The organism is Mesorhizobium temperatum, assembly GCF_002284575.1.
Classification (GTDB): Bacteria; Pseudomonadota; Alphaproteobacteria; order Rhizobiales; family Rhizobiaceae; genus Mesorhizobium; species Mesorhizobium temperatum.
This window is the reverse complement of sequence record NZ_NPKJ01000057.1, coordinates 1-24,634: the sequence shown is the minus strand read 5'-3', so window position 1 is coordinate 24,634 and position 24,634 is coordinate 1. Positions and strand designations below refer to the sequence as shown.

The following is a 24,634-nucleotide window of genomic DNA, read 5'->3' as shown; positions in this document are numbered from 1 at the left end:
ATCCCGTCACCGACGCCGATTTCGCTGAAGCCCTGACGCGCGATCCGCTGATCGCGTTTCTAACGGCGGGAGCGGACACCGGGGGGTGGCACCCTGAGCCGCAAGGACGGGTGCCGCCTTGCACTCATTTGGCGTATGGTTGCTGCGCGAGCGCGAGCGCTTTATCGGAGTCATGACCCTTGCTGGTCCACTTGCAGCCATCGCATCAGTTCACGGCGCCGTGCTGACAGCAGCGCAGAGCCGTCTCTTTCGATCCAATCGTAAACACCCTTGCCGCTGGGGACTCCGCAATGCCCACCCCGGACCAAAGCCGCAACCTGTTCGGGTGGTTCAGACGAAGTGTCGAGCGACGGCAGCAGGAAACGAGCAAAATGATACATTGTGTCAAGACCGCCCAGATCCGCTGATTCGATTGGTCCGGTCACAGCAAGCCGTCGTCCGATCGAATGCCGGATCACCGAGTCGATTGCTTTGGCCGAAGCAACACCCGCGGCCCAAAGCGCCCAAGCCTCACGAAGTGCTGCAAACTGGATGCGATTGCCGATGAATCCAGGCACTTCGCAATCGATGACGACGGGCTTCTTTCCAACACCGCCAAGAATCGCGCATGTACGCGCGATCACGGCCTTGGTCGTGGCACGGCTGCCACAAACCTCAACGAGCGGAAGCAGTTGGGGCGGATACCAAAAATGCGCGGCGATGACCCGCTTCTTGTGCTCGACGCATTTATCGACGGCACTGGCCGGATGGCCGCTGGAAGTCGCGAGTACGGTATCGGAACGACAGATCCCGTCGAGTTTGGAGAATATGTCGAGCTTGAGTTCCATGTCCTCAGGAACGGCTTCGATTACGAATTCCGCCGCTGCCGCTGCTTGTAACTCGGTTGAAGTTCGGATCCTCGCGACCGCTGCTTTCGCGGATGAAGCGCTCAGCAATTCAGCCTGAACAAATTCGTTGAGGCTCGCGCCAATCCGCTGGAGCGCGCCCTTGAGGCTCTCCTGGCTGCGACCAATGAGACAGACGTCCCAGCCCGCCTTCGCGAACACCTCCGCGATTCCGTGTCCGATCACCCCGTTGCCGATAACGGCCATGCTCCCAAGACCAGCAGCTTTCATTGCCACCCCTTCTCCGTTCGATAACTGAAACTGATTCGAGCTACCTTACGCCTTGCCGAGCGGACGCCCAGCCAGGAAGTGTTCGAGTGATGGTCGAAACGCCTGACGAAGCAGGAGGCGGGCAACTACTTCGCGGTTGACAACAACCTGCGTGCGCATCGGAAGGTCCTATCCCTGCGGCGGCAATGTACACCTTGGCGACCGCCGAGCAGGGACTCGTTGCTTCGGTGGTCGCAGACCTCGATGCGAGGCAAGCGGCCAACCGTTCGCAAGATCAAGCCCCTCGTTTCCGGTGAAACCCAAAGCCCGAAACCAGAGCCTGCCGAGATCGCCGGAGCCGAGAGACTGAGAGCGTTGGCGCCCGAGAAGATCCAAGACACGGCTCCGATCCTCGTTGAGCGGCTTTGGGGCATCCTCAAGGACATCCGGGAGGCGCTTGAGCCGCATTTCGAAGGCAAGAAGGTCGCCAACGGAGCTCTCGTCGGGAAAGTGGAGCATCCAGCACGCAGGGCCGAAGCCGAACTGCAGAGCATGGCGGTCTTTGTCGAACCGAACTCCCAAGAGCGATTGGATCGTACATCCGGCGCGCTTACCGCATGGAAGCCCCTGGAAGGTTTCCCTGGTTCTTTACAAACTCGGCGGCCGCGAGGATTGGCCCGACGCCAGCGAGCTGGGAGCCTGCCTAGGCGTCCTGCACCAGAACGAAAATGAAGCGCTCGCCTGCTCACGGGAGCGACCAGCTGCCGCCCAACGGGGGCACCCGCGACTGCGCCCGGCGGCGCCCAACTCTGGGTAGGATCCTGCACCCGAGCCCGGCGAACCGCAGTCCCGCACATGATCGTAGCTTCCAACTCAGTCTGACAGGAAACCGCTGGTCGCCAAAGGCAAAGGAGTTGCTCCCTGGCGGGGATGGCGAGTCGGCCCGTCGAAGAGGTGGAAGGACATTGGCCAAACAGCACCGCATCGTCGCGCAGCCCTGAGCGCACCGCCAATGACGGACCCTTGGAGGAGTTCGCACGCACTCTGGCCGATCACCGCGCCGATCTGGCTCGAATTAGCTCTATACATGCCGCAGGGTTCGCTCATTCAAACCGCCATCGATTTTACTCGAGCGGCCTCAACCGCATCGCTCAGTATGCGTTTGGCGCGCTGGGGATCTAACCATGCCGCCTGCGCATCTGGTGAGAGAGACTGCAAAGGATCCGGATATGTGAACAGCTGGTCCGGCCGGACAGATGGAGCCTGGTACACAGCAAGCCCTGTTTGTCTGTCATAATGCTCGAAGCTGTGGACGTCACGCTTTCCACCGCCTCCCGGCGTGTCGACAACGAACAACGGAGTGTTATACCCAGCCGTGATCCCGCGTAAGGCCTTTTCTATCTGACATGCTAGCCTTACCGAGCACCGCATGTGCTCGATTCCGTCGACAAGATCACAAGTATACACGTAGTACGGCTGGACATCTAGGTCTGAGAGTTTTTTGACGAGCTGTTTCATAACCTCGGGATCGTCATTGACACCAGCCAGCAGAACCGACTGATTGCGCATCCTTATTCCCCGCTTGAAAAGAAGCTCTGCAGCGGCAATCGTGTAGTCGGTGATTTCTCCAGGATGGTTGAAGTGGGTGTGAAATGAAATCTCTACGCCCTGATTCCGGCCAGCATCGCTAATGTTGACAAGAGCATCAGTCCATTCATGATCGCTTGTGACTTTCATAGGCAGTACAGCAAGGCCTTTCGTCGCGAATCGGATGCGGCGAATTGAGGGGATGGACAGAAGGCCCATGCCGACCGCCAAAAGTCGGGAAGGTTTGAGCCGAAAGCAATCTCCTCCCGACACTACTACGTCAACGATGACTGGGGTCGCACGAAGATATGCCAGGATAGTATCCCAGCGCATCTGGAATGGCGACGCCCTTTTCTTCGAGACCGATTGCGTGTCTAGACCCACGCTGTAACTGCGGGTGCAAAAACGACAATAGACCGGGCAGCGATCCGTTGCGAGTAAAAGTGCCTTGTCCTGATAGCGATGCACCAGTCCATCTACAGGTGAACTTTCTCGTTCGTGTAACGAATCCATTTTTAGTAACGGGTGAGATGGAAGAATTTCGCTTCCAACGGGAATGAATTGCTTGCGGATTGGGTCTTGAAGGAAGTTCGACCAGTCAATCAAGTTCAGCAGATAAGGCGTGATCCGCATCGCCATTGGCGCACGCGCGAGGCCGAGCTGAATGTCTCGCATCAGGCTGCCGTCGGTGTCGACTCCCATCCATTCGCGCAACTGGTCAACGCGAGTAACAGCATGACGCTCTTGCCATGCAGCGTCAGCGAACTCGTGTCTCATCTCATGCGCAATACGGCTCATCGGAACTTCGCCTGAGCTGAAAAGAGGAAAAATGCTGACCTTGTGAGTGGCGCCGCCGGCAATCGGCAGCTTTTCGCGAGGACCTCCGACTTAACGGCGGCAACAGCATAGGCGGTGAGCGCGGTCATGGACGATTCTCCCCGGTCGGTGACGCATTTGCGGATAGCGGAGCATGAACCGTGCCAAAGGAGACAATCTTTTTAAAACAATATGGTAGCCCTAGTACTGCTATTCGCATGTCCGACTTGGTCGGACATGCGACAATGAGAAATGCGTTGACAAACGCGGGAAGTCGCCGTCGCCTGCGGAGGAACCCTATTCGCCATTCTGGGGAAAACCCGCCGACATCCACTGGGTTCTGTCGCGACTCGAGGTTTGGATACGAAGAGCAGTTTGCAGGCGCTCAGGCGCAGCTTGGCTGCCGGTCGGATGAGCTTCGAGAGATCGTGAGCGTACTCGACCTTGAGGGACCCAGAACGCGGCAGCCCTAACCTCCTTGCGAGCCGCATTCGAAGCTTCAAGGGCATCCATCGCATCTGAGATCGGCGACTGCCGCAAGGATGACTAGTTCAAGGGCCTAGAGGAGGACTTCGAGCTTTTCGCATCAAGCCTTGGCGTTGACGTCAGCTGGGAGATGGAGCGGCTGCACGAGTCCTACTCCGAGTACAATGACTACGAAGAGCAGCGGGCCGACCAGATGATGGATGAGTATAAGGATCGCTACCGCGAATCCCGCGCATCCGAGGATAGCGTTCGGGACATGTTCGCCTCGCTGCGCGGCGACCGCGGGGACTTGCAACTGGCCACACCACGCCGGTTACCACTGACTAGGGGCCGAGAGCGCGCGGTCCGGTATGGATTAGTCCGACGAAGATAGCTGCCGTTAAGCCTGTTCACGCGACCCCATCGCCGCGCATCAGAAAACCGCGCACAGTAGAGGACGCGACTGCGACCGCGAACGCCAATTCGACACGTACCACGCAGCTAATCGAGGGGAAACAAACATAATCGAGAGGCAACCAACTGACCTGGACCCGGGAAGGGTGGCTGCTTGTCGGATGGCTGCGTTCTTGATTTGTTCAAGATCCGGTATACACTGCGGTGGCGTAGAGGCGCCCATTGGCCAGGAAGCTTCCCTCAAGCAGGATGGGAACGTGGTAACGGTCACAAACATTGATATGTGGACGAGCGTCGGCTCGAACCACAGCGCCTTGGCGACGCCGGCCTTCAGATTGTCGCAGACGATCGCCTTAGTTACCCCGCCGAAGAAGGTGAGTGCCCGGCACTGACCCTCGATCCAGTCCGGCAGTTTCTGGCTGAAGCTGGCATGGGCGAAGGTGAAGGACGACGCGCCCAGCACCGCAACGAAGATCTGAGCCTGGGCAGATGACGCCAGTATCGGGATCGACGACGGGCACGGTGTGGCCCGCATAGTCGGTCTGCATCACCGCGCCCGCCTCGTGGCGGTTGCGGAACGTTGCGCTGGACCGGCGCTGGAAAGCGCCGAACCGGTCACAAAACCAGGTGTAGCCATAACCATCGGGGTGCGCCGCGCGGTATTCCTGCCACAACAGCGTCAGCGTCACGCCCTTGCGCTTCAGCTCGCGCGAGATCATCGCCCAATCGGGCTCGTCCAGATCCTGCGGTGGCCGGCCAACCCGGCGAAACAGAAGCCGCTCAAGCGATGGGTCATCGTCACAATCCGGCGGCAGCGGCCAGTCCGAGACGCCAGCCTCACGTGCCCGCAACAGATAGGTCGAAACCGAAGTCTTGCTGATCTTCAGCCGTTCCGACACCGCACGCACCGAGAGGCCCTGCTCATGCGTCAGCCGCAGGATTGATCGTATGTCTTTCACTGTCGTTCGTCTCGCTTGCTTCCGTCTTGGCATGGCCCCTCTCAACCCGATGATGAGAGGGCAAAATGCCAGAACGGCGCTCCCGAGAACCGACCGTTATATCCGCCCCGAAAACTGTCCGGGAATTAGCGGAATCACTGTCCCGTAATTACTGAAATCGCTGTCCGCGAATTAGCGGAATGGGTGTCCGCGAATTTCTGAAACACGCAACTGCCGCGCAAAATGGGGTCTGCCTCCCGACTATCCGATGGTTGCGCCGAACTATGCGGCAGCGCGTTCTCAGCTGGCGAAGGCGAGTGGCCTGGGAAGAAAGGCGGCAGCGCCTGAGCCAGTGGCTCCGTCGGCGCCGGCCAAGCGCCGCAAGATTGGGCTGAAGATCACCTGAATTCCGAGACGGTCGCTGGTCGCGGGTATCTCATCTGCGCGGCGATGATCGCTGAGCGAAGGAGTGACATGTGACGGTTCGGTCGATCGTGAGATTTCCCGACCCTCGTCTTCGCGCAGTCGCCGAGCCGGTATCGGTCTTTGATGAGGAGCTACGCTGCCTCGCTGCCGATCTGGCGGATACGATGCGCGCTGCGCCGGGCTTCGGGATCACCGCCCCACATATCGGCATCTTGAAGCGACTGGTCGTGATCGAACTTTCGCCCATAGGAGGGCTCCGGACCTACGTTAATCCCGCAATCGTTTGGGCCTCCCGGAATGATCAGGCACACGGAAGGCAGCGTCTCGATGCCGGGCGTCACCGAGGATCTCGAACGACATGCCCGCGTCCGCGTAAGCTATCAGGATCTCGAAGGCACCGAGCAGATCGAGGACGCCAACGGTCTGCTGGCGGTCTGCCACCAGCATGAGATTGATCAACTCGATGGAATCTTTTGGATTCAAAAGCTCTCGCGCCTGAAGCGGGAACGACTGATCAAACGCTATGAGAAACTGGGGCGAGTTCCATAGCCGGCTGTGCGGTCACGGGCGCAATCAGGTCCTGCGCGTTGACCCTCGTCGCATCGAGGCATGCGCCAACTGTAGACTTCTGATGTTTGCGGGCTGCCTCCTGGAGGAGTACCGCGAATTGCGGTAGGGAAATCCGATCCGCCCGCAGTACCTGCCTGATGAGGGGATCGCGCAATACATTGGTCAAAGTCAGCTCGGAGTGATCCATGACTTTCTTCCTTCAGAGAGAAGGTACGCGGCCTGTATGATGAGCGTATGTCAAAAGACGCGGGGCCAGCCGGCTCGCAGCACCGGGTACGCCACTCCTGATCGTAGGTTTTGGGTCGAAGCGCTCCGGAGCTGGGCCGCGGACCCTCAGTCGGTCAATTGAACAACCCAAGCATCGCGGTCACACGCTGGATTGTGAAATTCGAGTGACTGCGCAGCTTGGCCCGCGTGGGCCGCGGACGAAAATCCTCCCATAGTCGTCGTGTTAAAACTCGACAGCTCGACCCTGCCCCCGTTTTGAAGCTTGTATATCTGCGTTGTTATAACCACCGCGAACGATGCCATTGGTGCCCCATCAGTTGAATGCGTCCCACGTACGGGCGCGGATTAGTCAGTTTCATGACTCACATGCTGCTCTGAAACTCATCGCTTCAAAAGGTCTTAGCCTCGCACATTTCGTTATCGGAACCAGCTGGACCTTCTCCTCAATCCGAGATCGCAGCAGGCCATTCGTCGGAGCATACCGGCCACTCTATGCGAACAGCAGCCGATCTTTGATCTTCCGCGTCACCTCATAGTCTTCCGCCCACCATGGCTTCTCGCCCTTGGTCCGCGGCGGTTTGGCAAGTTGAAGTTTTGTCTTAGCCGTCGCCGCCTTCTTTTGCGCGATTCTGAAATGATAGTGATCGAAGATGCGGATCGCCTCTATCATGTAGGATACAGCAACCCGACGGTCTTTGAAGAGGACCAGGTTTTCTCCGTTCTTGCGATCAGCGGGGTCAGAGAAGTTGTATGAGCCGGTGTAGACACGAGCAGTGGGCTTGTCGAAATCGATCACGATGAACTTATGATGCATCCGAGTCCCCACGTTGCCGGCGGTGGGCTCTTTCTTGAAGGGCTCCGGTAGATTCTCCGCCAGTTCAGCCGGAAAAACAGGCGCGACCTTACCGTCGGGCAATTGTACGTCGATGCCTCCAACTTCCTTGTCGGAAATGCCGTAGACGAAGATTTCCTTGTCCTTGACAACCCTCTTGATCGCCTCGGTTACCGACCCGGGCGTCTGGTGCAAGAAGGCAAGGGAGAAGAATAGAGATGACTTGGTCTCGCCTATGTCGGCGGCGACGTTGTCGAGTAGCGCATTGTCACTGGAGTGCGGAGAGAATGTTACCTTTGCATCAATTCCAGCCAAACCGAGGTCCGCCCATTCCGCAGATGCCAAACCGCCGAAAACTTCGCGATCATCGGATGCCCAATAGCCGTCGAAGGCAAGGAGATAGGACTGGACCGCGGTGGCTCCATCGACCACCAGCGCGTTGTTGGACTGGACGAAGAAGCCCCGCCACGTGAAATTTGTCGAGCCGCAGACGACCTTCTGAAGGTTGGGACCATTGATGACGATCGTCTTGTTGTGCTGCAGGCTGCCCATGTGCTGCCGCTTGACATTGTTAGCACCAGCCGTTTGCGCGAGTCGCTCTGCTGCCTGGTTTTCGCCTGACCCAGACTTTTTATGTTCGGGGCTGTCGTCAATAATGATCATGAGTTTGTTGCCAAGCTTTTCAAGCCGCGAGACCACGTCTGGTTCGCTCAGATCGTACGCCACGACCCGAACCTCTGCTCCTGCGGCAATCGCCTGATCGAGCGCCTCGAGAATCGCGTGACGCGCCTCAAATCCCATCCATGCTAAGGCAGCGATCGCCTTCGGGTGGGTAGGAACAAAACTCAGCCCCTTCGCGGCTGATTTAGGAAGCAGCGTGGAGATTTTTCCAGCAGATTCATAGCGATCGACAAACGCTTGGGAGGACACGAAGCCCCGCGTGTAGGTGATATTCAACTGCCCTGGATAGGTTTCTCGTCGCAACTCAATTGCCGCGTGTTGCTGCTCCCCATAACTCAATTCATCCTGCTTGTTCATAAAGACAGGCGAGACGCGATAAACAAATTCGCCCTTGAGTTCGGCATCGCGTGGGAAATGAACCCAGCGGAACTTCTGAATAGGTGACCTTAGAGTGGACATGCGGTTTGGGTCGACCTTTCCGCCAAGGCCTGGAAACGCGATGCGATTTTTGAGCGCGTAGAACCGGTCACCCCCCGGTTCCTTATACTCAATAGCAAAGCCCACAAATTCCTTTGGGGGCTTACCCTCTTTCCAGTTCATCGCGATTAGGGCCATCCCGTCGCCCCTGTGCAATTTGAGCGAAAAGAGTGCGGCACTGTTCTTGCCACTGACCTGGAATTCACCTGCCATATTCCCCTCCCGAAATGACCCTGCCTTTTCCGTTTTAGGTTCTTGTCTATGGGCACCCGCGAACCTGAAATGCCTCATTGAGAAGCGCAGCCAATGTTATCCCGCCCTGCCGAGCTGACGGTCGAGCATGCCGAGCCTCGACTTGCGGTATTTTGCAATCAGAAAGACCCGCATCCGCAAACCTCCCCCCGTAATCAAACTAGCCGCGACATTATTTCTGTTTTGTGACAGTCCTGAAGCGCCGCTGTGCCGCGCAAACTCTCGGCAGACCTATTTAATACGACAATGTGCATCGATCGATGCCAAAACGCCAGCATAAACAAACGTCAAAATCTGACCTGTTAGCAATAGTCTTATACACACAAATATCGCCGATCTTCACACTTCGTCTCTCGCCCCAACACTGTTATTGTTGAGGCTGGGGGAATCCATGCTCCTTTGTTCAGGGGCCATATCGGTCACCTCCTTCAGTGCGTTCGGCTGTGGAGATACGCAGGTTGGTGAGCGCAATGGCCGAAGACGTCTCGGTCGAAGGACGGATTTGTGCTTCGGCCGGCTCTGTCGCACCGTCGCGTTCGACCCACTAGCCTTTTGGACTACTCCCGCAAGCCCGGCACAGATCTCCATCCTGAGGTGCGAGCCCAAATGACGATACTCCCCGCATCCCCTTGCCGCTTTCTAAAGCTCGGATAAGATCGGACTGAAATGCTCGAGGCCGCCTTAGTGACCGACCGTTCTCCTTCAGAAACCCTTACACATGCCGGCGGCGTAGTCTACCGCTCCCGCGACGGCTCGGTCGAGTTCCTGCTGGTCACTGCGCGCCGTCAGCCGGGCGAGTGGGTGCTGCCTAAGGGTCACATCGAGGAGGGCGAGCAGCCCGATCAGGCGGCGGTGCGCGAGGTTGAGGAAGAGGCCGGCGTGCGCACGCGCGTCGTCCGGCCGCTGGGCGATCTCGAGCTGGTCGTCTACGGCCAGCCCCAGCGCATTGCCTTCTTCCTGATGTTGGCGGCGGGAGATGGAGAAGACCGCGAAGGGCGCCGCTTTGGCTGGTTCGGGCTAGAGGAAGCGCTCAGCCGCATCACCTTTGCGGAATCGCGCGAGCTGATTGCCCGGGCAGCCGGCCTACTGGAGAAGGCGCGCTAGCATGAACGTCACGCCGCGGCGCATTGGTGTGAGGTACCGCGGCGAAGGTTCCGCTGGAGAAGGGCTCGCATGAACATCGGCGAGCTTTTAGTCGAGCTGGTCCTGGCCGGCCTGATCACGCTGGCGGCGCTCTTCTTCCCGGCTTACAGCATGGGGCTGCTCGGTTTCGGGCTTTCGACCGATGCGCTCGCCGTCGCCATCGCGCTTGGCTTCGCGCTCGGCGTCATCATCGACCGCTCGACCGACACCATCCTCGAAGGGTGGCTCGGTCTGGTCAGGCTCAAATTCGCGGAGAAGGTGACGGCAGAGCGCAACGCGCTCGTCGGGAGCGGCTTGGTTCAAGACGTCTTCCCGGAGGACTGGCTTCGGATCCAGATACTCGTCAACGGAAGCGAAGCGGCAGTGCGCGCCATGGAGGCGCTGCGCACTCGCATTCGCGTCGCCCGCAATATGGTCGTTCTGACGCCGGTGCTCACTGTGTCGGCAATCATCGGCGGCTGGCCGCCGGATACCCGTAAGCAAATGGCTAACGCAGAGGCTGCCGTGTTGTTTCCGCTGTTCGAACTCGTGGCGCTCATCTCAGCGGTCGTGATCGCCCGCTGGTGGCTGAAAGCGCCACGCACCTCGACACCCGCGGCTACTGTGCCAAGCCGTGCATCATGGCTTGCTAGCGCCGTGACCGCCTGGTTTGGGTTGCATCTCCTGGCAGCCGCTGCTGCGATCGTGTTCTCGGACGATCAAACCACGGCGGTAGGCGCCACGGCGGCCGGTTTCCTGCTCACCGCGCTAGCGGCGCTTGCCTGGGAGCGCATGACCGTAAGCTTCATGGCCTTGCTGTGGAATCACAGCCGGTTCACGGATCCCAAGAAGTTGGCCGCGCATATGAGTTCCGGCTCCAGGTCGACCCAAGTGCCATCGACCTCTATTCAAGAGATTAGCTGACTCACGGCACTTCGATCTGACAGTGGGTCGGTCTCGCTACATGTGTTCACCTGAACCAGGTGGTCGAGGTTCTCCAAGGGCTCAATGAAGCCAGTGGGTTTGTTCGCGACGATCTGGGATAACTGGGAAGCTGGTTTTACGCTAGGTACTGATTCTGGGAGGCATTTCAGCTTGAGCAAGAATATCGCAGTGTTCTCAGACGGGACTGGCCAGGACGGTGGTGTTCGAGCAGAACAGCGGATGAGCAATGTTTACAAGCTCTATCGGGCCTGTCGTGTCGGTCCGGAGAGTCCGGTCGACCCAGCCCATCAAGTTTCCTTCTATGACCCAGGACTGGGCACGGAAACGACCGCAACAGGGATGACAGATGTCGTCCGGCGGGTCCAGAAGCTGCTTGCGTCCGTTTCGGGCACCGGTATCACCACCAACATTGCGGATTGCTACGAGTTCATCATCAATCACTATCGACCGGGAGATCGTATCTTCCTTTTTGGCTTTAGCAGAGGCGCATACACCGTCAGAGCGGTTGCCAACCTTCTCATGCTTTGCGGCGTACCGAGCTGCATGGGGGATGCTCCTCTTCCTCGATTTCGAAAGGCGACGCGTGATATTGCTGAGGAAGCGGTACGCACCGTGCTTGAGCATGGCGCTGGGCATCCGCGCAAAGACTATGAGGATGAGCGCCTTGAACTTGCGCGCCGATTTCGTGAAAAGTACAGCTCGCATCACGAGACCGGAGAAGTGAACCGCTCAAATGCGGCGCCTCATTTCATCGGCGTATTCGATACGGTGGCGGCGCTGGGCGCAAAGGGACTGCGGCGCGCCATAATCCAAACCGCCCTGTATGCCAGTGTGTTTGGCCTTAGTGCGGTACTGGCGCTGGTGCCCGCTCTGATCATTGCGGCGCTCGCCAGTTTCTGGCTTTCATTCTGGTGGGTATTCGGGACGATTGTAGCGGCCGGAGCGGCTGCAGGCTTGGTAGTGCTCCACCAAAAGCAGCGTCGATCCGTGCGCAAGACCATCCGAGACTTTCCGAACCCGGGTGATGTCCGCAGCCACGTCGCTGAGTGGAAGGGGGACAACTTTGACCGTCTTCTAAGCCGGTTCGTCAACTTTGCTCGATCGGCAAATGCCATTGATGAAACGCGTGAGGATTTCGCGAGGGCCGGGTGGGGGCAAACCGCAACCGCGCCCACAACAATTGACGGCCATGATGTCCTCAAGCAGTGGTGGTTTGCCGGCAATCACTCGGATATTGGCGGAAGTTATCCCGAGAATGAGTCGCGTTTGTCCGACATTGCGCTTCTTTGGATGATCCAAGAAGCGACCGCCATCCCGGATGGACTTGTTATCGGCCCGGTCGTTGTCAAGGGTGCGAGATTCGAACGGTCCATGGAAAGCGGTACGGCACTGCATCTCTTTCCGTCCGCGGATGGCCTCCAGCATTGTGAGGTGGCGGGTATGAAAGATGCGATTGCAAGCCGGGCCCCCACCTGGCCATCGGGGTTGACCGCCAAACTGGGGTACAAAGTCAAGATCCGGGAAATCAATCCGGAAGCTGTCGTCCACCCCTTTGTCGATGCTCGCTTTGAGTTCACCGACGTGCCGCAGTGTGCCGGGCTCTTCCCCTACCGACCTCAGGCTCTGCGCAACCACAAGAAATTTGCGCACTATTACATCGAAGATGGCACGCCCATTTCCTCAACGGACTCTTCTGTTGAAACGACGTCGCTGCTCACCGGTTCGATTGTAGATAGGCCCTGAAGGCTGCCAGGCCCTCGGCGATGTTTTTCCGCCCGAACCCGATCCGTACGCGTATCGCCGTGTCATGAGTTCTATTTTAGAGTTAGCGGACGATCCCTCTGTCGGAAAGTATGTCATCCAGCGCCCGCAGGCTCCAGGTCGCATCCGGAATCCGTTCCGCCATCGCAAGACCGGACACAGCTGTTGCGGTCCTGGCTTGCGAACGCGCCAGAATCGCTCTTGCCCGCATGCGCAGTTCGGCGTCGGGTTGGACATAGGCGACCCCAAAAACCAGCCGGGCGATGTCGGCCTGTTGGGTCATGTCGTAGCGCAACGCGAGTTCGAGCGCCGCAACAGTATATTGCGTGCACTGCTCGTACCACGCATTGGGAGCTGGGACGGTCATCGGCGGTGCCTGGGCTGCGTTGGCAACACGATGGCCGCTGGAATCGATAACTTTGGCATCAACCGGCTTGGCGCCAGCTTCGCTGGTTGCCGCTGTTGGCCGAAGAAGAGGCGGGGTCTGTCGAGGAAGTGCTGGACTACTACCAGAAGGGCGTCGCGGCGGGTGAAGAGGCGCTGGGCCCTGACGGGTTTGAGGAATATGCCGGTCGCTTCTGGGGTTTTCTCGAGACGCGCCCCTACATGCGGGCGCGGGCAGGTCTTGCCGCCGTACTCTGGCGGCTTGGTCAGCATCAGAAGGCCATCGACCATTATCAGGCAATGCGCAAGCTCAATCCGAATGACAATCAGGGCATCCGCTACGTGCTGGCCGGGCATTTGCTGGCGCGCGACGATATCAAGGCCCTGAGGAAGCTTCTCAAACAGCACGAAGACGATGGCGCTGCTGCATGGCTCTACACGCGGGCACTTCTTGCCTTTCGTGAAAACGATCCGGGCGCCGGCAAGCTTGCCGAGGAGGCCTGGCTCGCGAACAGCCATGTGCCTGGCGTCCTTTCCGGCAAGCAGCCTTTGGTTGCTTCCATCGACGGCTATATCACCTTGGGGGGCGAGGATGAGGCAGCTGACCACGTCGAGGAAAACGGCCAGGCCTGGCAGGCCACGCCCGGTGCAGTCGCGTGGCTGGCGGAGGTGACCAGAAAGCTGAAACCACGAAGACGTAACTGACCGCCCGGAACCGATGGCATCCGCCATGAACACGTCGCGACCGGAAAGTCTGTATATTTTGGGCTCGATCTGCGTTAATGAACAGAGCATCGCGCCGGCGAACAGTTTGCATGACCCGCATCGGATACGCCCGCACCTCCACCACTGACCAGAACCTCGCCGCGCAGATCGCCGCGCTCAAGGCCGCCGGCTGCGAGGTCATTCGCGAGGAGCAGAAGAGCGGCTCTACCCTGGAAGGCCGTCCGCAACTCAACACCATTCTCGACTTCATTCATGCTGGCGAGACGCTTGTCGTCACTCGGATCGACCGCCGGGCTCAGATCGCTGCGCGACCTGCAGGTGATCGTGGACAAGCTCAAGACGAAGGGCGCGCATCTCTCCGCGACAGAACAACCTGTCGATACGTCGACCGCCGCCGGTAAGGCCTTCTTTGACATGCTTGGTGTCTTTGCCGAGTTCGAGACCAATCTGCGGCGCGAGCGCCAGGCGGAGGGAATCGCTGCCGCCAAGAAGCGCGGCACATACAAGGGCCGGCCGCCGAAAATCGACCGCGACGCGATCCAGCAAAGGCTTAAACAGGGTCAGGGCCCAACACAAATCGCCCGCGATCTCGGCGTCTCACGCGGTACTGTCTATCAGGTGAGGAAGGGCAAATGATGAAGGGCAGGCTCATAACCCGTCTGACGCCAGCGACATGCGAAGAGATCCAGACCCGCATGCTCGAGGTCTGCTAGAAGATCGCTGAGGACCACGGCCTGGTCATCGAGGGCGCCGGATGGCGCGGCACGGATACCGGCTTCTCCTTCGAGCCCGTGTTCCGGTCAGCATTCCCGCTTCCGACGGCACGGCATTCAATCTCGAAAAAGACAGGTTCGAGTTTCTGGCAGAGCACTTCGGATTGGCCCCTTCGGACTTCGGACGCGAGTTCCGCACCGGAAGCGAACAGTTCCGGACCACCGGCATCGATCCAAAGCGGCCACGCTACCCGATCTCCGCTGAGCGAATTCCCGACCGCAGAGGGTTCGAATTTGCCGCCGAAAATGTCGCCATGCTCCTGCAAGCCAAGGAGAACAAGCCGTGAAGTTCTCTGATTGTTCCGCGAGTTGGCCAAAATCGCAGCTTCGGGCCGATTATAGTGCTTGATCACCACAGGCTCGATCGCCTCGGTGATCTCGGCATAGCTCTTGCGCTCGAAAGGAAACGCGCGCCGCGCCAGTTCTGCCTCGAGTGTGCTGAGCAGCGTCTCGTTGCTGGCCTGGGCTGAAGTCGTCTCGAAGAAGCTGAATTTGCCGGCGAATCCGGCTTCTGCTCCTCCCTCCGCCTTCGCAGCGCATGACACGACTTCCTGCCTTGAGCAGTTCTTGCTCTGCACCCTCGAGCGGCAGCAGCATCATGGCCTCAGACGGGAATTGCCTCTGCAGTCGCTTCGCGTCCGTCCACTCCGCTGTAAGACATAACTCGATTTCGGCTGGCTCCGTCAGAATGACCGGCATGGCCTTGGGATGAATCGGTTTCACGACCTCAGCTCGTAGAGTGTCGTTTCCTTGCGCGTAGTCGAGCCTACTTCATCGCTCATCGTCTCACGCCGTTGCTTCAAATATGAATATGTTCCTAAATGTTCTCATTCCGTATGATAGTCAACGGTGGCTGCTTACGAGACGCCTTCTCGCGGCGCGGGTTCTATTTACATGGGCGTTGCGGCTTTCGCGAGCAACTGGCACAAAGAGTGACGATGGCAACCGATACGACGTCCACTCTTGCCCTGTTGATCGACGGCGACAATGCGTCGCCAAAGATCATCGTCGGCCTCCTGGCCGAGATCGCTAATTATGGCACTGCCAGTGTCAAACGCGTCTACGGAGATTGGACCGGCCCAAATCTCAAAGGGTGGAAAGAATGCTTGCTCGAGCACTCGATCCAGCCGGTCCAGCAATTCGCTTATACGACGGGAAAGAACGCGACCGATGGCGCGATGATTATCGACGGCATGGACCTGCTGTACACTGGCCGATTCTCCGGCTTCTGCATCGTCTCGAGCGATAGCGATTTTGCAAGGTTGGCGGCAAGGATTCGCGAGCAAGGCGTCACAGTCTATGGCTTCGGTGAGCGCAAGACGCCCCGTCCTTTCATTACGGCTTGCGACAAGTTCGTTTATTTCGATGTCCTCAACACATCCGAACAGTCGGCAGCCGCCCCCCTGCCGAAGACAGCAGCCACCAAACCGGCTGCTGCGCAGAGCAAGCTCGATAAGGCAACGCTCGATATGCTGTCAAAAGCGGTCGCAGCCTCGGCCGATGAAGATGGGCGGGCCAACCTTGCTCGCGTCGGGGCACACTTGGCGAAACAGGCCCCAGACTTTGACGCACGCAACTACGGCTTTCCGCGTCTCAGTGATCTCGTCGAGGCCTCCAGCATTGTCGATGTCGAACGCGTCGGAGAGAACCCAAAAGTCATTATGGTAAAGCTCAAATAAGGAAGCTGTCAGTCCGCGCTCACCTGGTCACCAGCGTCTATCTGTCTGGGTCTCTAGAGAGTGGTGACGCGGAGAAGGTTTGGAACGCGATCCGCGTCCTCGACCTCAAAAGCCCTGCTGCTCGTCTCGACGTGACCATCAGTTCCCAGGCGGCTCTGTCACCGAAGCTCTGGATATTGGCCGCTTGCCAACGAGGTTCCCAATCACGATAACCTCAAGTGTCGGGATCAAGCGGGAGCCGACGGCGACGCCGGCAGATTGCGCCAGCGCCTGCATCCTCATTTACTTAGGTGCGACCTATCGCTTCCTTGATCCTGGGAGCCGCATCGGCGTCCACCAATTTTCCTTCCGCGACGCAAGCACCCTGAGCCCTTCTAAGGCAACTTCGATCACACAGCTACTCGCTGCCGACGTGACCGCGTATCTCAGTGATATTCGTGCCGACCCCTCGCTGTTCTCGGTCATGTCTCAGACCTTTCCGGAAGACATTCACTGGATCGACCACGACGAACTCAAGGCGCTACAAGTGGTGAATGAGCACGTCTATGACGGGTTCTGTCGCAAACTCTGAGGTAGGCCGTGAACAGGGAGTTTTGCCTGTCTATGAGGCAGCGAGGATTTCGAACTGCTCGGCGATCGAAGGGTTTGGGTTGTAGGCGTACCTCGCCTGTCGTTGGCGCATCATGTGGATCATCTCGAGGCCGGATAAAATGGTTGTGGCGGTTGCCACCGACTTGAAGCCAAGCATGGATCGGATGCGGCGCTTGATGCGCCGGTGATCCTGCTCGATCCGGTTGTTAAGGTATTGGCTCTGCCGGATGCGGATCGGCTTCAGCGACCGCCGTGACCGATCCCTTGGACGCCTTCGCCGCTAGCGACGGGAGGACTGGATCTGGGGCGGCGCGTCCCTCGACTCGGAGAGACAGGCGCCATCATCGTAACGATTTGTCCTTTTGCAGCTCGATTCATGTGGCGTTCCAGTTGGGTGGGGTCTGACCGAGGATGTTCCGAACGAAGAAGTCCAGGAGTTTGCGCTGGGTATAGGTGCCTGGCGCACCGTGATCGGCACCAGGCACATAGATCATGTCGAAATCTTTTCCTGCCTTGATGAGCCGATCGGCAAGCTGGAACGAGGAGGACGGATCGACATTGTGGTCCAATTCGCCGACCACGATCATCAGCTTGCCCTGCAGCCTGTGAGCATTGTCGACGGCGGAGGATTGCGAATATTCAATGCCGACTGGCCACCCCATCCACTGTTCGTTCCACCATATCTTGTCTATCCGGTTGTCGTAGCAGCCGCTGTTGGCGACCGCGACCTTGTATAAATCGGGATGGAAGAGCAGCGCGCTCACCGCGCTTTGACCGCCGGCGGACGTGCCGAAAATGCCGACGTTGGAGATATCGTACCACGGATACCTCGCGGCCGCCGCCTTGTGCCACAGGATGCGATCGGGAAACCCTGCGTCCTTCAGATTTTTCCAGGCAGAATCATGGAAAGCGCGCGAGCGGTTGTTAGTACCCATGCCGTCGATCTGCGCGACGACGAAACCTAACTGCGTGAGCGGCTCCATCCTCGTTGAGAAGGATTTTGGGACGAAGGAGCCCTGTGGCCCGGCATAGATATTCTCCACCACCGGGTATTTCTTCGTCGGATCGAAGTTGGCTGGCAGGTGGATCACGCCCCAGATATCAGTCTTGCCGTCGCGCCCCTTGGCATGGAAGCTGAGCGGCGGCTGCCAGCCGGCGGCGACGAGCTCGGACATGTCGGCGGTCTCGACCTGCATGAGTTTGGCGTTGTCGCTGGCCCGGTAGAGCACCATGCGCGGCGGCAGATCGATGCGTGACCAGAGATCGACATAATAGCGGCCGTCGGGCGAGAACTCGATATGGTGGTTGGCCGGTTCGGGCGTGAGTGCAGTCAGCCCCTTGCCGTCGAAGCCGATGCGGTAGGCATGGACGAAATAGGGGTCCTCCTCCGGGTTCATCCCGCTCGCCTCGAACCAGATCTGGCGCTTGACCGGATCGATATAGTTGACCCCCCGGACCACCCACTCACCTCGGGTGATCTGGTTCTCGAGCGCGCCCGTCCGGCCGTTGAAAAGATACAAATGCTCGTACCCGTCGCGCTCGGACGCCCAGATGATCTCCTTCCCGTCATCGACATCGTAACGAAAGGTTTTCCCGGTACCGCGCTGGTTCATCACCAGCGGCTGGTAATCAACGAAGGTCTTACTGATCTCATCGATCAGCGAGCGCGCGCGGCCCGTGGCGGCGTCTACCTCGACCAGACGATAGAGCTGATGCCCGCGCTGGTTATATTCGAAGGTGAAGCCGCGGCCGTCCTCCCACCATTGGAGAGAGGAAAGTTCGAAGGGATTCGAAAACAGGGCATTGTCGATCACGATCTGGCGCCGGCCGGCAATGTCGAACAGCGCCGGCTGGGGTAGCGGAAGGACATCACCCGGCTTGAGATAGACCATTGTGGGATATTCAGGTTGAAGCTGGTCCGTCGTCGACGAATTGACATAGTGGATCTCCCGCTTGTAGCCGGGGCGAATGCGGTAGGCCGCGAGGTGGCGCGAGTCTGGGGACCAGCTCAGCGTCGAAAAGACGTAGTAATTGGCTTCCGATCCGTCCCAGCTCAGCGGGACATCCTGCAATCCGTCCTTGCTGCGCAGGAAAACATTGTAGTTCTTGATATAGGCGATCCATTTGCCGTCGGGCGACACGCTCCTCTGGTCGGGGTTATTCTCCGCCAGTGGCGTGTAGTAGTGGCTGAGCTGCTGAAAGTCCGGGGCGTCCACATCCAATGTGGTGCTGGTGCAGGCATAGCTTGCAAGGTCGCAGCTCCACCGGACATGCTCAATCAGGAAATCGAGCCTGCGACCATCGTCGGTCAGTTCGAAACGGTCGAAGGGAAGATCGTCGGCCTGATAGCTCTTATGGCTCGCCCTGTTTAGCGCCGCCGCTAGGCGGGCCTGATCGAAGGCGGGCCGCTTCACACCCGTGGCAGCATCGACCAGCATGACCTGGTGCTCGCCGTGGGTAGTCCGGCGGTAGACGAACGCGTCGGCCCCGGTCAGCCAGAACGGCACTTCGGGGACATTGACAGTTAGCCCGCCATAGCGATCGTTGATCGTGAGTGCCCGCTCGAAATCGGCCGGCGCTACCGGCGGATGCGAAACAATCGAACCGTTCGCCAGCGCCTGAGCAGTTGCCGATTGCGATCCCCCCTGAACGAATAGCGCGAGCATTAAAGCGCCGATCTTGTACATGGCTGTTTGCCTCGTTTGGCTATTGAGTGCCGCATCTTGGGTTTGCCTTCTCAATGACGGTGTGCAGCAGCGTTGAGCGTTTCCTCTGTAGGAGCCCTCCACGCGGGTGCAGCCGAGACCCCAGTCACTATGACCGTGCGCCCTACGCGGAGATCCAGGAACTAGCCGGGTGGACCGATTGCAGAGTTGGTATCCGCGCCAACCAGGGAATTTTCGATGCCCACAATCAGGGAATATTCAACGCCCGATGACACTTGCCGATCACGGCCTCTTCCTTCTTCTGCATCTGGAAGGTCCTGGACATATGCCCCGGCAGAAAGCATTGGGCTAACATTTCGACATTCTCCGCATGACTATCGTCGGTCCGTGACGCGTTTGCGGATGACACCTTGCAATATGCGCGCCAAAGGAAAAACCCGTTTAGATACAAGGCAATCGATCGGACCGGCTATGTCGCATGTCCGACATTCGTCGGGCGTCGGACAATGCCAAGTGATATTGACCTGTTGCACGCCGGGTTGCCAAAAGGCGGCCAGCGTGCACTGCGTACGATTGGCGGCGAGACTGAAGAAGCGCATGCGCCGCATGCCGTAGCATTCCTTGAACACGGCGAAAGGCCGCTCGACCGCCGCCCGCACCTTGGCAATCAGCCGGTTGCGCAGCTTGTGGCGCGGCGGCAACTCGGGGTGATGCTTGTTGGGCCGCCGCATCAGCCGATCCTTGATGTTGGCCTTGGCGAGCCGGGCATGGCGGGCATGTGTGTGGTAGGCCTGATCGCATAGACCGCCTTTTCATCGCCGCTGATCAGTGCGTCGGCTGGCTCGGTGTCGGTGACCGAGGCGTCGCTCACCTCGACACGCCGGATCAAGGTGTGTTCCTGGTCGACGCCGATGTGCATCTTGTAGCCGAAGGTGCTCTTCTTGCCCTTCTTGCCCCAGCGCGCATCTTTGTCGGCCGCCGGCTTGACCGGGCCTTGGCTGCCCGCCTGCAGGAACGTGGCATCGACCAGCGTGCCGAGCTTGACGATCAGGCCCTTCTCTTCCAGCTGACGGTTGATCTCCTCGAACACCTTGTCGATCAGCCGTTCGCGCGTCAGCTCCTCGCGGAANGCTTGACGATCAGGCCCTTCTCTTCCAGCTGACGGTTGATCTCCTCGAACACCTTGTCGATCAGCCGTTCGCGCGTCAGCTCCTCGCGGAAGCGCCACAGTGTCGAATGGTCGGGCGTGCGATCCGAAAGGCTGAAACCGGCAAGCGGCGGAACGACAACCGGTCACGGATCTGCGCCTCAATCGCTGGATCGCTCAGCCCATGCCACATGCCCAGCAAAAGACAGCGCACCAGTGGCTCCGCCGGATAACTGGTGTTGCCGGAGCCGGGACCGCTGAGATGACCCAGCAATGTTCGAATCGTCTCATCCGACGCCGCAAGACCGTCCGCAAGACTCAACTGACCCAGAACACGATCCGCCATCCCCGATCTCCCTGCTGCCACCATCACCACAGAATCACCGTTCGGCTTCTGTGCAAAGACCTCTTTGAGGGGGAGATGGCCGGCAGGCCAGAGGGGGGTCGTCTCGCGTGGAGCGCCAGCCTTCCTGTCGGTGATAAGGAGGTCGCGCCAGGTCGCACGGCCCCCCTCTGTCGCGTTCGGCGACATCTCCCCTCAAGGGGGGAGATTGGCTGTCACCCCGGCTTGCGCGCGAACGCCCAGACCATCAGCGGGTATTCCTCGTCGTTGCTGAGGTCGCGCCACATGCCATAGGAGCGCACCGGCCCGCCGATATGGGCTTTTGCGCAGGCTTTGTTGCCCCAGCTGAACACCTCAATGCCAGCGTCCGGAAAGCCGCCTTCGGCCAGCAGCTGCTTCAGGCCGGCGGGGGTCCAGCGGTTGTAATCGTGCGGCCTGGCATGCACCCTGAACAGGAACGGCGTCGCCACCATCGCCCAGCCTCCGGGCGCGGTCATCGCATGGATGTGCTCGGCCGCGGCCAGCGGCCGCTGCACATGCTCCAGCACCTGGTCGGCGATGACGACGGAATATTGCCTCTCGGTGCGGTCCTTGCAGATGTCGAATTCGGGGAAATCGACTGACGTGTAGTCGGAGCACATCGTCTTCCAATAGCGGTTCCAGCCGGGCGAAACCTCGATCACAGGGGAGGATTTGCGGCCGTCCGCCTCAAGAAACGCGGTGAACGCCTCGATCTGCCTGATGCGCAGCCAGTTACGGGAGTCGTAGCCGAGCAGCCGCTTTGCAGCCTGTTTGCTTCGTCTCTTCAAGGCACCGGGTAGGCTTTCCGTCATTGTCACATCGATCTCCTTAACGGCCCGCCGCGCCTGGCTTGAATAGCGAATTCGACCTGCCCGTCAATGACATCCGGGCTTCGAGCAAAGCGACACCTTCAACTGGCGGCGCTACGAGGGCGACCTTTATGGCGTGTCGCCGATCATCGAGGCGCTGACGACGGTGCGCGAGGAAAACGCCGTGCGCCGTTCCGGCCTCCGGGCGCTGCAGCAGATCACCGATCCGGCGACCGCGTCGAAGGCTCGGCTGGACTTGTGCCGGGTGCTCAATCCCGGCGAGTGGCCTTCCAGAATCCCTGAGGTGCCCTTACAACCCTTTCTAAACGGAGTTCACATCAATCGCGGTAGGCAAATGAGATTGAGAAGCACCGGACAAGGAAGCACATAGCGAAGGTGCGTTCGACGAGCCGGGTACTTGCGCCGGTCCCTCACTCCCACTCGAACCTCTGTTGGGTCGAGGCGCAATTCGCGCGTATTTCGAAGCGGATGCTCGGCGCATCGCCCTTACCGACGCGCGGCTCAAGCGCAACGCCACAGCCGCCATCAAGGAACTCGACGCGCAGTTGACGCATCACGCTGACCGCCTCCCAGATCTCGTTCTGGAAGTCGGCAAAGGCCCCGGTTTTGGCTGACGTCGCCAGTAACCGCGTTGTGACGGGTCGACGCTTCAGCTTCAACGGAGTATGGCAGATCCGCCCGATGCTTCGGTTCGGGATTCCCCAGATAGGACGACGTCTTGGCACTGAAGAGAACGCCTTCGATTGCGTTCCTCCAGGCCCCCCGCACCTTCGCGCTCACCCCGTCCACGATGACCCGAGAGATTACCGCGAGGTTGATTCCTTCGACCGCCATTATGAAGACGGCGATGGCCGCCAGCACGCCGCGGAACATGCGTGCGAAATGCGGAAGCAGCGCAAAGGGGCCTGTCGCCGGCAACGGCGCGTAGTTTCCAGTGGGCAGATAAGCGTCTCGAAGGGACGAAAGATGACATCCAAAAACGACATGGCGGCTCAAACCCGCTGATCGGAAGAATGGGTGCGGCGGATCGGAGTGGTGCGGGAGTGCTCGCGCCATCCAAACGGCCAGGCGCACTTTCGTCCACACATCATGCGTTCCTGGCCCGCATCGAGCGGACCAGGCATGGCAGAGGGACGCCCTTGGTGCTACATGCGCGCTGATTAGAGCGCAGCATAAAATCAGCGCAACGCGAACTCGGACCGCAGAACTTTAGTCGCAGCAGTCACATTCATCCTCTTCGGGATTTTGTCTTCTTGAGGCTTTCTCGCTGAGGCCGACAAGGCGTCTGTTGAGACGGCTGGACAATGCTCGGGTGTCGCCGAAGACCATCTCCACATCCTCGCGCGAGACGACATCACCGCCATCGCGCGCGAGGCTCCGTTGAGCCAGACGACGGACCATCTCCTTGACATAAGCCGCGCTGCTGTCCTCCGAGCGCGCGACGGCATCCGTTACTGCTCCGTCCTCGAAGACGAGCGCACGACCATACAGCGCGATCAGCCGCTCGCGGCAACCGGCGTCGGGAAGCGGGATCTCAATTGCTTCGTCCACGCGGCCGGGGCGCGAGGCGAGCGCGTCCTCAATGTCCTCCGGCCGGTTCGTCGTCAGGATGAAGAGGATATCTGCATCTGGTTCAAGACCATCCATCTCGTTCAACAGACGGTTGAGGAGGCGTTCGGCTTTTTGGCCATAAGTATTTTCTCGCGACCGGCCCACCAGGTCAACGTCCTCAAGCACGACGATGCTCGGCTGCAGGGTGCGGGCAAGCGCGATGTAGAACCCAATCGCAATTGTCTGCTCAGCCGTAACCAGAACGGTAGTGCGTCCGGGTAGGTTGGCAGAGACATAACGGATGACGTGCGTCTTGCCTGTGCCAGGTGGCCCGTAAAGTAGAACACCTTTTTGCGTCGATTGGCAGAGACGCTTCAACCCCTCTCGGTGTCGATCAAAATCGAAGATGTGAGCATCAAGACACGCCATAGTTGCCTCGGAAAGCACCACGTCATTCCGGGGTACGGCAGGAAGGCGATGAACCCGCATCGAACCCGGCATCCCGGAGTTTCGTGCATCGGGTTCGAAAGAGAGAACCTTGTTGCGGTAGTATCGTGAACTTTCGCCTGCCGCCTGGATCTTGCTAAGAAATTCGCGCGAGAAAGCGGATGCCTGCTCGCCAGGCAGATAAGCGATTTCCACTTGAATCGTTCGCCCGCCAAAGTAGTCAAAAAACTGCGATAGCAAGATCGCGACAGGCTCTTCGCCGATATGGAATAACCATAGGCCATTGTGCAGAGACGCATAAGGCACATCTTCGCCGATATCGATGTCCTGATATTGCAAGGGTGTCAGCGCAAGGACGGCTTCTCCCTCGCGAATGACCATGTCCGACAGCTTCATGGCGTCGAACTCGTGCCGCTGGTGGACGCCGACGAGCTTGGGAGACAGAGGTGCAATCTGATATTCAATCAGGGTTTGAAGATCCGGCAGGAGATATGGAGCAAACTTTCTGCGCGAGCTAGCGAGACCCGTCAAATCATCGTTTTTGAAATGCCGACACAGTGCCTGCCAGGCAAAGGGAACGATATCGGTCATAGCAACATCCTATTGCGAGTTGAGTTGAGCGGAAGATCAATGCGATCCTGCATCATGTGTCGTCACGGCGCCGCTGAGCTCCGCGACGCATTGCTGACGTCCCACTGACAAGATAGTCGAAGCAATTTGCGTGCCGGATTGGCGCTCCGTTTGCGCTACATCGTTTGCCTGCTAACCGGTGGCCCGGCCTTGGCGGCCTTGGTCGCGTCCCTACAGGTGGTGTAGCTCGGCGGTAGCGAAGCCGCTCGCGAGCGCGCCCTCGATAGCGCTGTAGCGA

Annotated in this window: 21 protein-coding genes and 5 pseudogenes; 11 read left to right on the top strand and 15 right to left on the bottom strand. The window is 59.1% G+C overall.

The window, feature by feature from the left end; translation table 11 throughout:
- Positions 1–170 precede the first annotated feature (170 nt).
- Positions 171–1,115 carry a 3-hydroxyacyl-CoA dehydrogenase family protein gene (locus tag CIT26_RS20095; RefSeq protein ID WP_095494206.1) on the bottom strand — a complete coding sequence of 315 codons (945 nt, stop codon included), beginning with the start codon at positions 1,113–1,115 and terminating at the stop codon, positions 171–173.
- 243 nt (positions 1,116–1,358) lie between these two features.
- On the opposite strand from CIT26_RS20095, the gene CIT26_RS20090 reads away from it, so the two are divergent.
- Positions 1,359–1,826, top strand: coding sequence for a hypothetical protein (locus tag CIT26_RS20090; RefSeq protein ID WP_095494205.1), 468 nt, complete (start codon positions 1,359–1,361; stop codon positions 1,824–1,826).
- Positions 1,827–2,201: 375 nt separating this feature from the next.
- Here the strand turns inward: CIT26_RS20090 and CIT26_RS20085 are convergent, their stop codons facing one another.
- The 3 genes and pseudogenes from CIT26_RS20085 to CIT26_RS20075 all read right to left on the bottom strand — a co-directional run.
- On the bottom strand, positions 2,202–3,479 hold the full coding sequence (locus CIT26_RS20085; RefSeq protein ID WP_095494204.1) for a KamA family radical SAM protein: 1,278 nt from the start codon (positions 3,477–3,479) through the stop codon (positions 2,202–2,204).
- The gene (locus tag CIT26_RS38315; protein WP_280951120.1) at positions 3,476–3,607 is read right to left on the bottom strand and encodes a hypothetical protein; all 132 of its coding nucleotides are present in this window, start codon (positions 3,605–3,607) and stop codon (positions 3,476–3,478) included. Before CIT26_RS38315 ends, CIT26_RS20085 begins: the two co-directional genes overlap by 4 nt.
- 1,058 nt (positions 3,608–4,665) lie before the next feature.
- A pseudogene (locus CIT26_RS20075) lies at positions 4,666–5,368 on the bottom strand (IS21 family transposase); the annotation flags it as partial.
- A 181-nt stretch (positions 5,369–5,549) separates the two neighbouring features.
- Here CIT26_RS20075 and CIT26_RS20070 point away from each other — a divergent pair.
- Positions 5,550–5,720, top strand: a pseudogene (locus CIT26_RS20070) (MucR family transcriptional regulator); the annotation flags it as partial.
- Between the two features lie 70 nt (positions 5,721–5,790).
- A pseudogene (locus tag CIT26_RS20065) lies at positions 5,791–6,289 on the top strand (peptide deformylase).
- 739 nt (positions 6,290–7,028) lie between these two features.
- Here CIT26_RS20065 and CIT26_RS20055 read toward each other — a convergent pair.
- The gene (locus tag CIT26_RS20055) at positions 7,029–8,741 is read right to left on the bottom strand and encodes a phospholipase D-like domain-containing protein (RefSeq protein WP_095494201.1); all 1,713 of its coding nucleotides are present in this window, start codon (positions 8,739–8,741) and stop codon (positions 7,029–7,031) included.
- Between the two features lie 723 nt (positions 8,742–9,464).
- Between CIT26_RS20055 and CIT26_RS20050 the strand changes: the two genes are divergently transcribed.
- From CIT26_RS20050 to CIT26_RS20040, 3 genes are all read left to right on the top strand, one after another.
- Entirely contained in the window at positions 9,465–9,884 is a 420-nt protein-coding gene (locus CIT26_RS20050; protein WP_167391477.1) for an NUDIX hydrolase, read from the top strand.
- A gap of 69 nt (positions 9,885–9,953) precedes the next feature.
- Entirely contained in the window at positions 9,954–10,826 is an 873-nt protein-coding gene (locus CIT26_RS20045) for a hypothetical protein (protein ID WP_095494199.1), read from the top strand.
- A gap of 171 nt (positions 10,827–10,997) precedes the next feature.
- Entirely contained in the window at positions 10,998–12,590 is a 1,593-nt protein-coding gene (locus CIT26_RS20040; RefSeq protein ID WP_095494297.1) for a DUF2235 domain-containing protein, read from the top strand.
- Between the two features lie 82 nt (positions 12,591–12,672).
- On the opposite strand, the gene CIT26_RS20035 is transcribed toward CIT26_RS20040, so the two are convergent.
- Positions 12,673–12,975 (bottom strand): hypothetical protein, encoded by a 303-nt coding sequence (locus CIT26_RS20035; protein ID WP_095494198.1) that lies wholly within the window; start codon positions 12,973–12,975, stop codon positions 12,673–12,675.
- A gap of 95 nt (positions 12,976–13,070) precedes the next feature.
- Between CIT26_RS20035 and CIT26_RS20030 the strand changes: the two genes are divergently transcribed.
- Positions 13,071–13,697 (top strand): tetratricopeptide repeat protein, encoded by a 627-nt coding sequence (locus tag CIT26_RS20030; RefSeq protein WP_143747876.1) that lies wholly within the window; start codon positions 13,071–13,073, stop codon positions 13,695–13,697.
- Positions 13,698–13,807: 110 nt separating this feature from the next.
- A pseudogene (locus tag CIT26_RS20025) lies at positions 13,808–14,354 on the top strand (recombinase family protein).
- A 73-nt stretch (positions 14,355–14,427) separates the two neighbouring features.
- On the opposite strand, the gene CIT26_RS36680 reads toward CIT26_RS20025, so the two are convergent.
- Positions 14,428–15,036, bottom strand: coding sequence for a hypothetical protein (locus tag CIT26_RS36680; protein WP_167391471.1), 609 nt, complete (start codon positions 15,034–15,036; stop codon positions 14,428–14,430).
- A gap of 393 nt (positions 15,037–15,429) precedes the next feature.
- Here CIT26_RS36680 and CIT26_RS20010 point away from each other — a divergent pair, with 393 nt between their 5' ends.
- Both CIT26_RS20010 and CIT26_RS20005 read left to right on the top strand, forming a co-directional pair.
- Positions 15,430–16,170, top strand: a complete 741-nt coding sequence (locus CIT26_RS20010; RefSeq protein ID WP_095494196.1) for an NYN domain-containing protein — start codon at positions 15,430–15,432, stop codon at positions 16,168–16,170.
- Positions 16,171–16,249: 79 nt separating this feature from the next.
- Complete coding sequence (locus CIT26_RS20005) at positions 16,250–16,741, top strand: hypothetical protein (protein ID WP_143747875.1); 492 nt, start codon at positions 16,250–16,252, stop codon at positions 16,739–16,741.
- A gap of 30 nt (positions 16,742–16,771) precedes the next feature.
- Here CIT26_RS20005 and CIT26_RS20000 read toward each other — a convergent pair.
- The 6 genes and pseudogenes from CIT26_RS20000 to CIT26_RS19975 form a co-directional block, all read right to left on the bottom strand.
- Positions 16,772–16,996, bottom strand: a pseudogene (locus CIT26_RS20000) (DDE-type integrase/transposase/recombinase); the annotation flags it as partial.
- Between the two features lie 139 nt (positions 16,997–17,135).
- The gene (locus CIT26_RS19995) at positions 17,136–19,448 is read right to left on the bottom strand and encodes a S9 family peptidase (RefSeq protein ID WP_095494194.1); all 2,313 of its coding nucleotides are present in this window, start codon (positions 19,446–19,448) and stop codon (positions 17,136–17,138) included.
- 353 nt (positions 19,449–19,801) lie between these two features.
- Positions 19,802–20,173 (bottom strand): hypothetical protein, encoded by a 372-nt coding sequence (locus tag CIT26_RS19990; RefSeq protein ID WP_342587026.1) that lies wholly within the window; start codon positions 20,171–20,173, stop codon positions 19,802–19,804.
- The gene (locus tag CIT26_RS19985; protein WP_167391476.1) at positions 20,158–20,517 is read right to left on the bottom strand and encodes a transposase; all 360 of its coding nucleotides are present in this window, start codon (positions 20,515–20,517) and stop codon (positions 20,158–20,160) included. Before CIT26_RS19985 ends, CIT26_RS19990 begins: the two co-directional genes overlap by 16 nt.
- 115 nt (positions 20,518–20,632) lie before the next feature.
- Complete coding sequence (locus CIT26_RS38980) at positions 20,633–20,920, bottom strand: transposase (RefSeq protein ID WP_167391475.1); 288 nt, start codon at positions 20,918–20,920, stop codon at positions 20,633–20,635.
- A 212-nt stretch (positions 20,921–21,132) separates the two neighbouring features.
- The gene (locus CIT26_RS19975; RefSeq protein ID WP_095494190.1) at positions 21,133–21,750 is read right to left on the bottom strand and encodes a methyltransferase domain-containing protein; all 618 of its coding nucleotides are present in this window, start codon (positions 21,748–21,750) and stop codon (positions 21,133–21,135) included.
- 133 nt (positions 21,751–21,883) lie between these two features.
- Between CIT26_RS19975 and CIT26_RS37730 the strand changes: the two genes are divergently transcribed.
- The gene (locus CIT26_RS37730; protein ID WP_245319487.1) at positions 21,884–22,138 is read left to right on the top strand and encodes a hypothetical protein; all 255 of its coding nucleotides are present in this window, start codon (positions 21,884–21,886) and stop codon (positions 22,136–22,138) included.
- 40 nt (positions 22,139–22,178) lie between these two features.
- Here the strand turns inward: CIT26_RS37730 and CIT26_RS36670 are convergent, their stop codons facing one another.
- On the bottom strand, positions 22,179–22,427 hold the full coding sequence (locus tag CIT26_RS36670; RefSeq protein ID WP_167391474.1) for a hypothetical protein: 249 nt from the start codon (positions 22,425–22,427) through the stop codon (positions 22,179–22,181).
- A gap of 550 nt (positions 22,428–22,977) precedes the next feature.
- Positions 22,978–24,357, bottom strand: a complete 1,380-nt coding sequence (locus CIT26_RS36665; RefSeq protein WP_167391473.1) for an AAA family ATPase — start codon at positions 24,355–24,357, stop codon at positions 22,978–22,980.
- Positions 24,358–24,634: the final 277 nt, after the last annotated feature.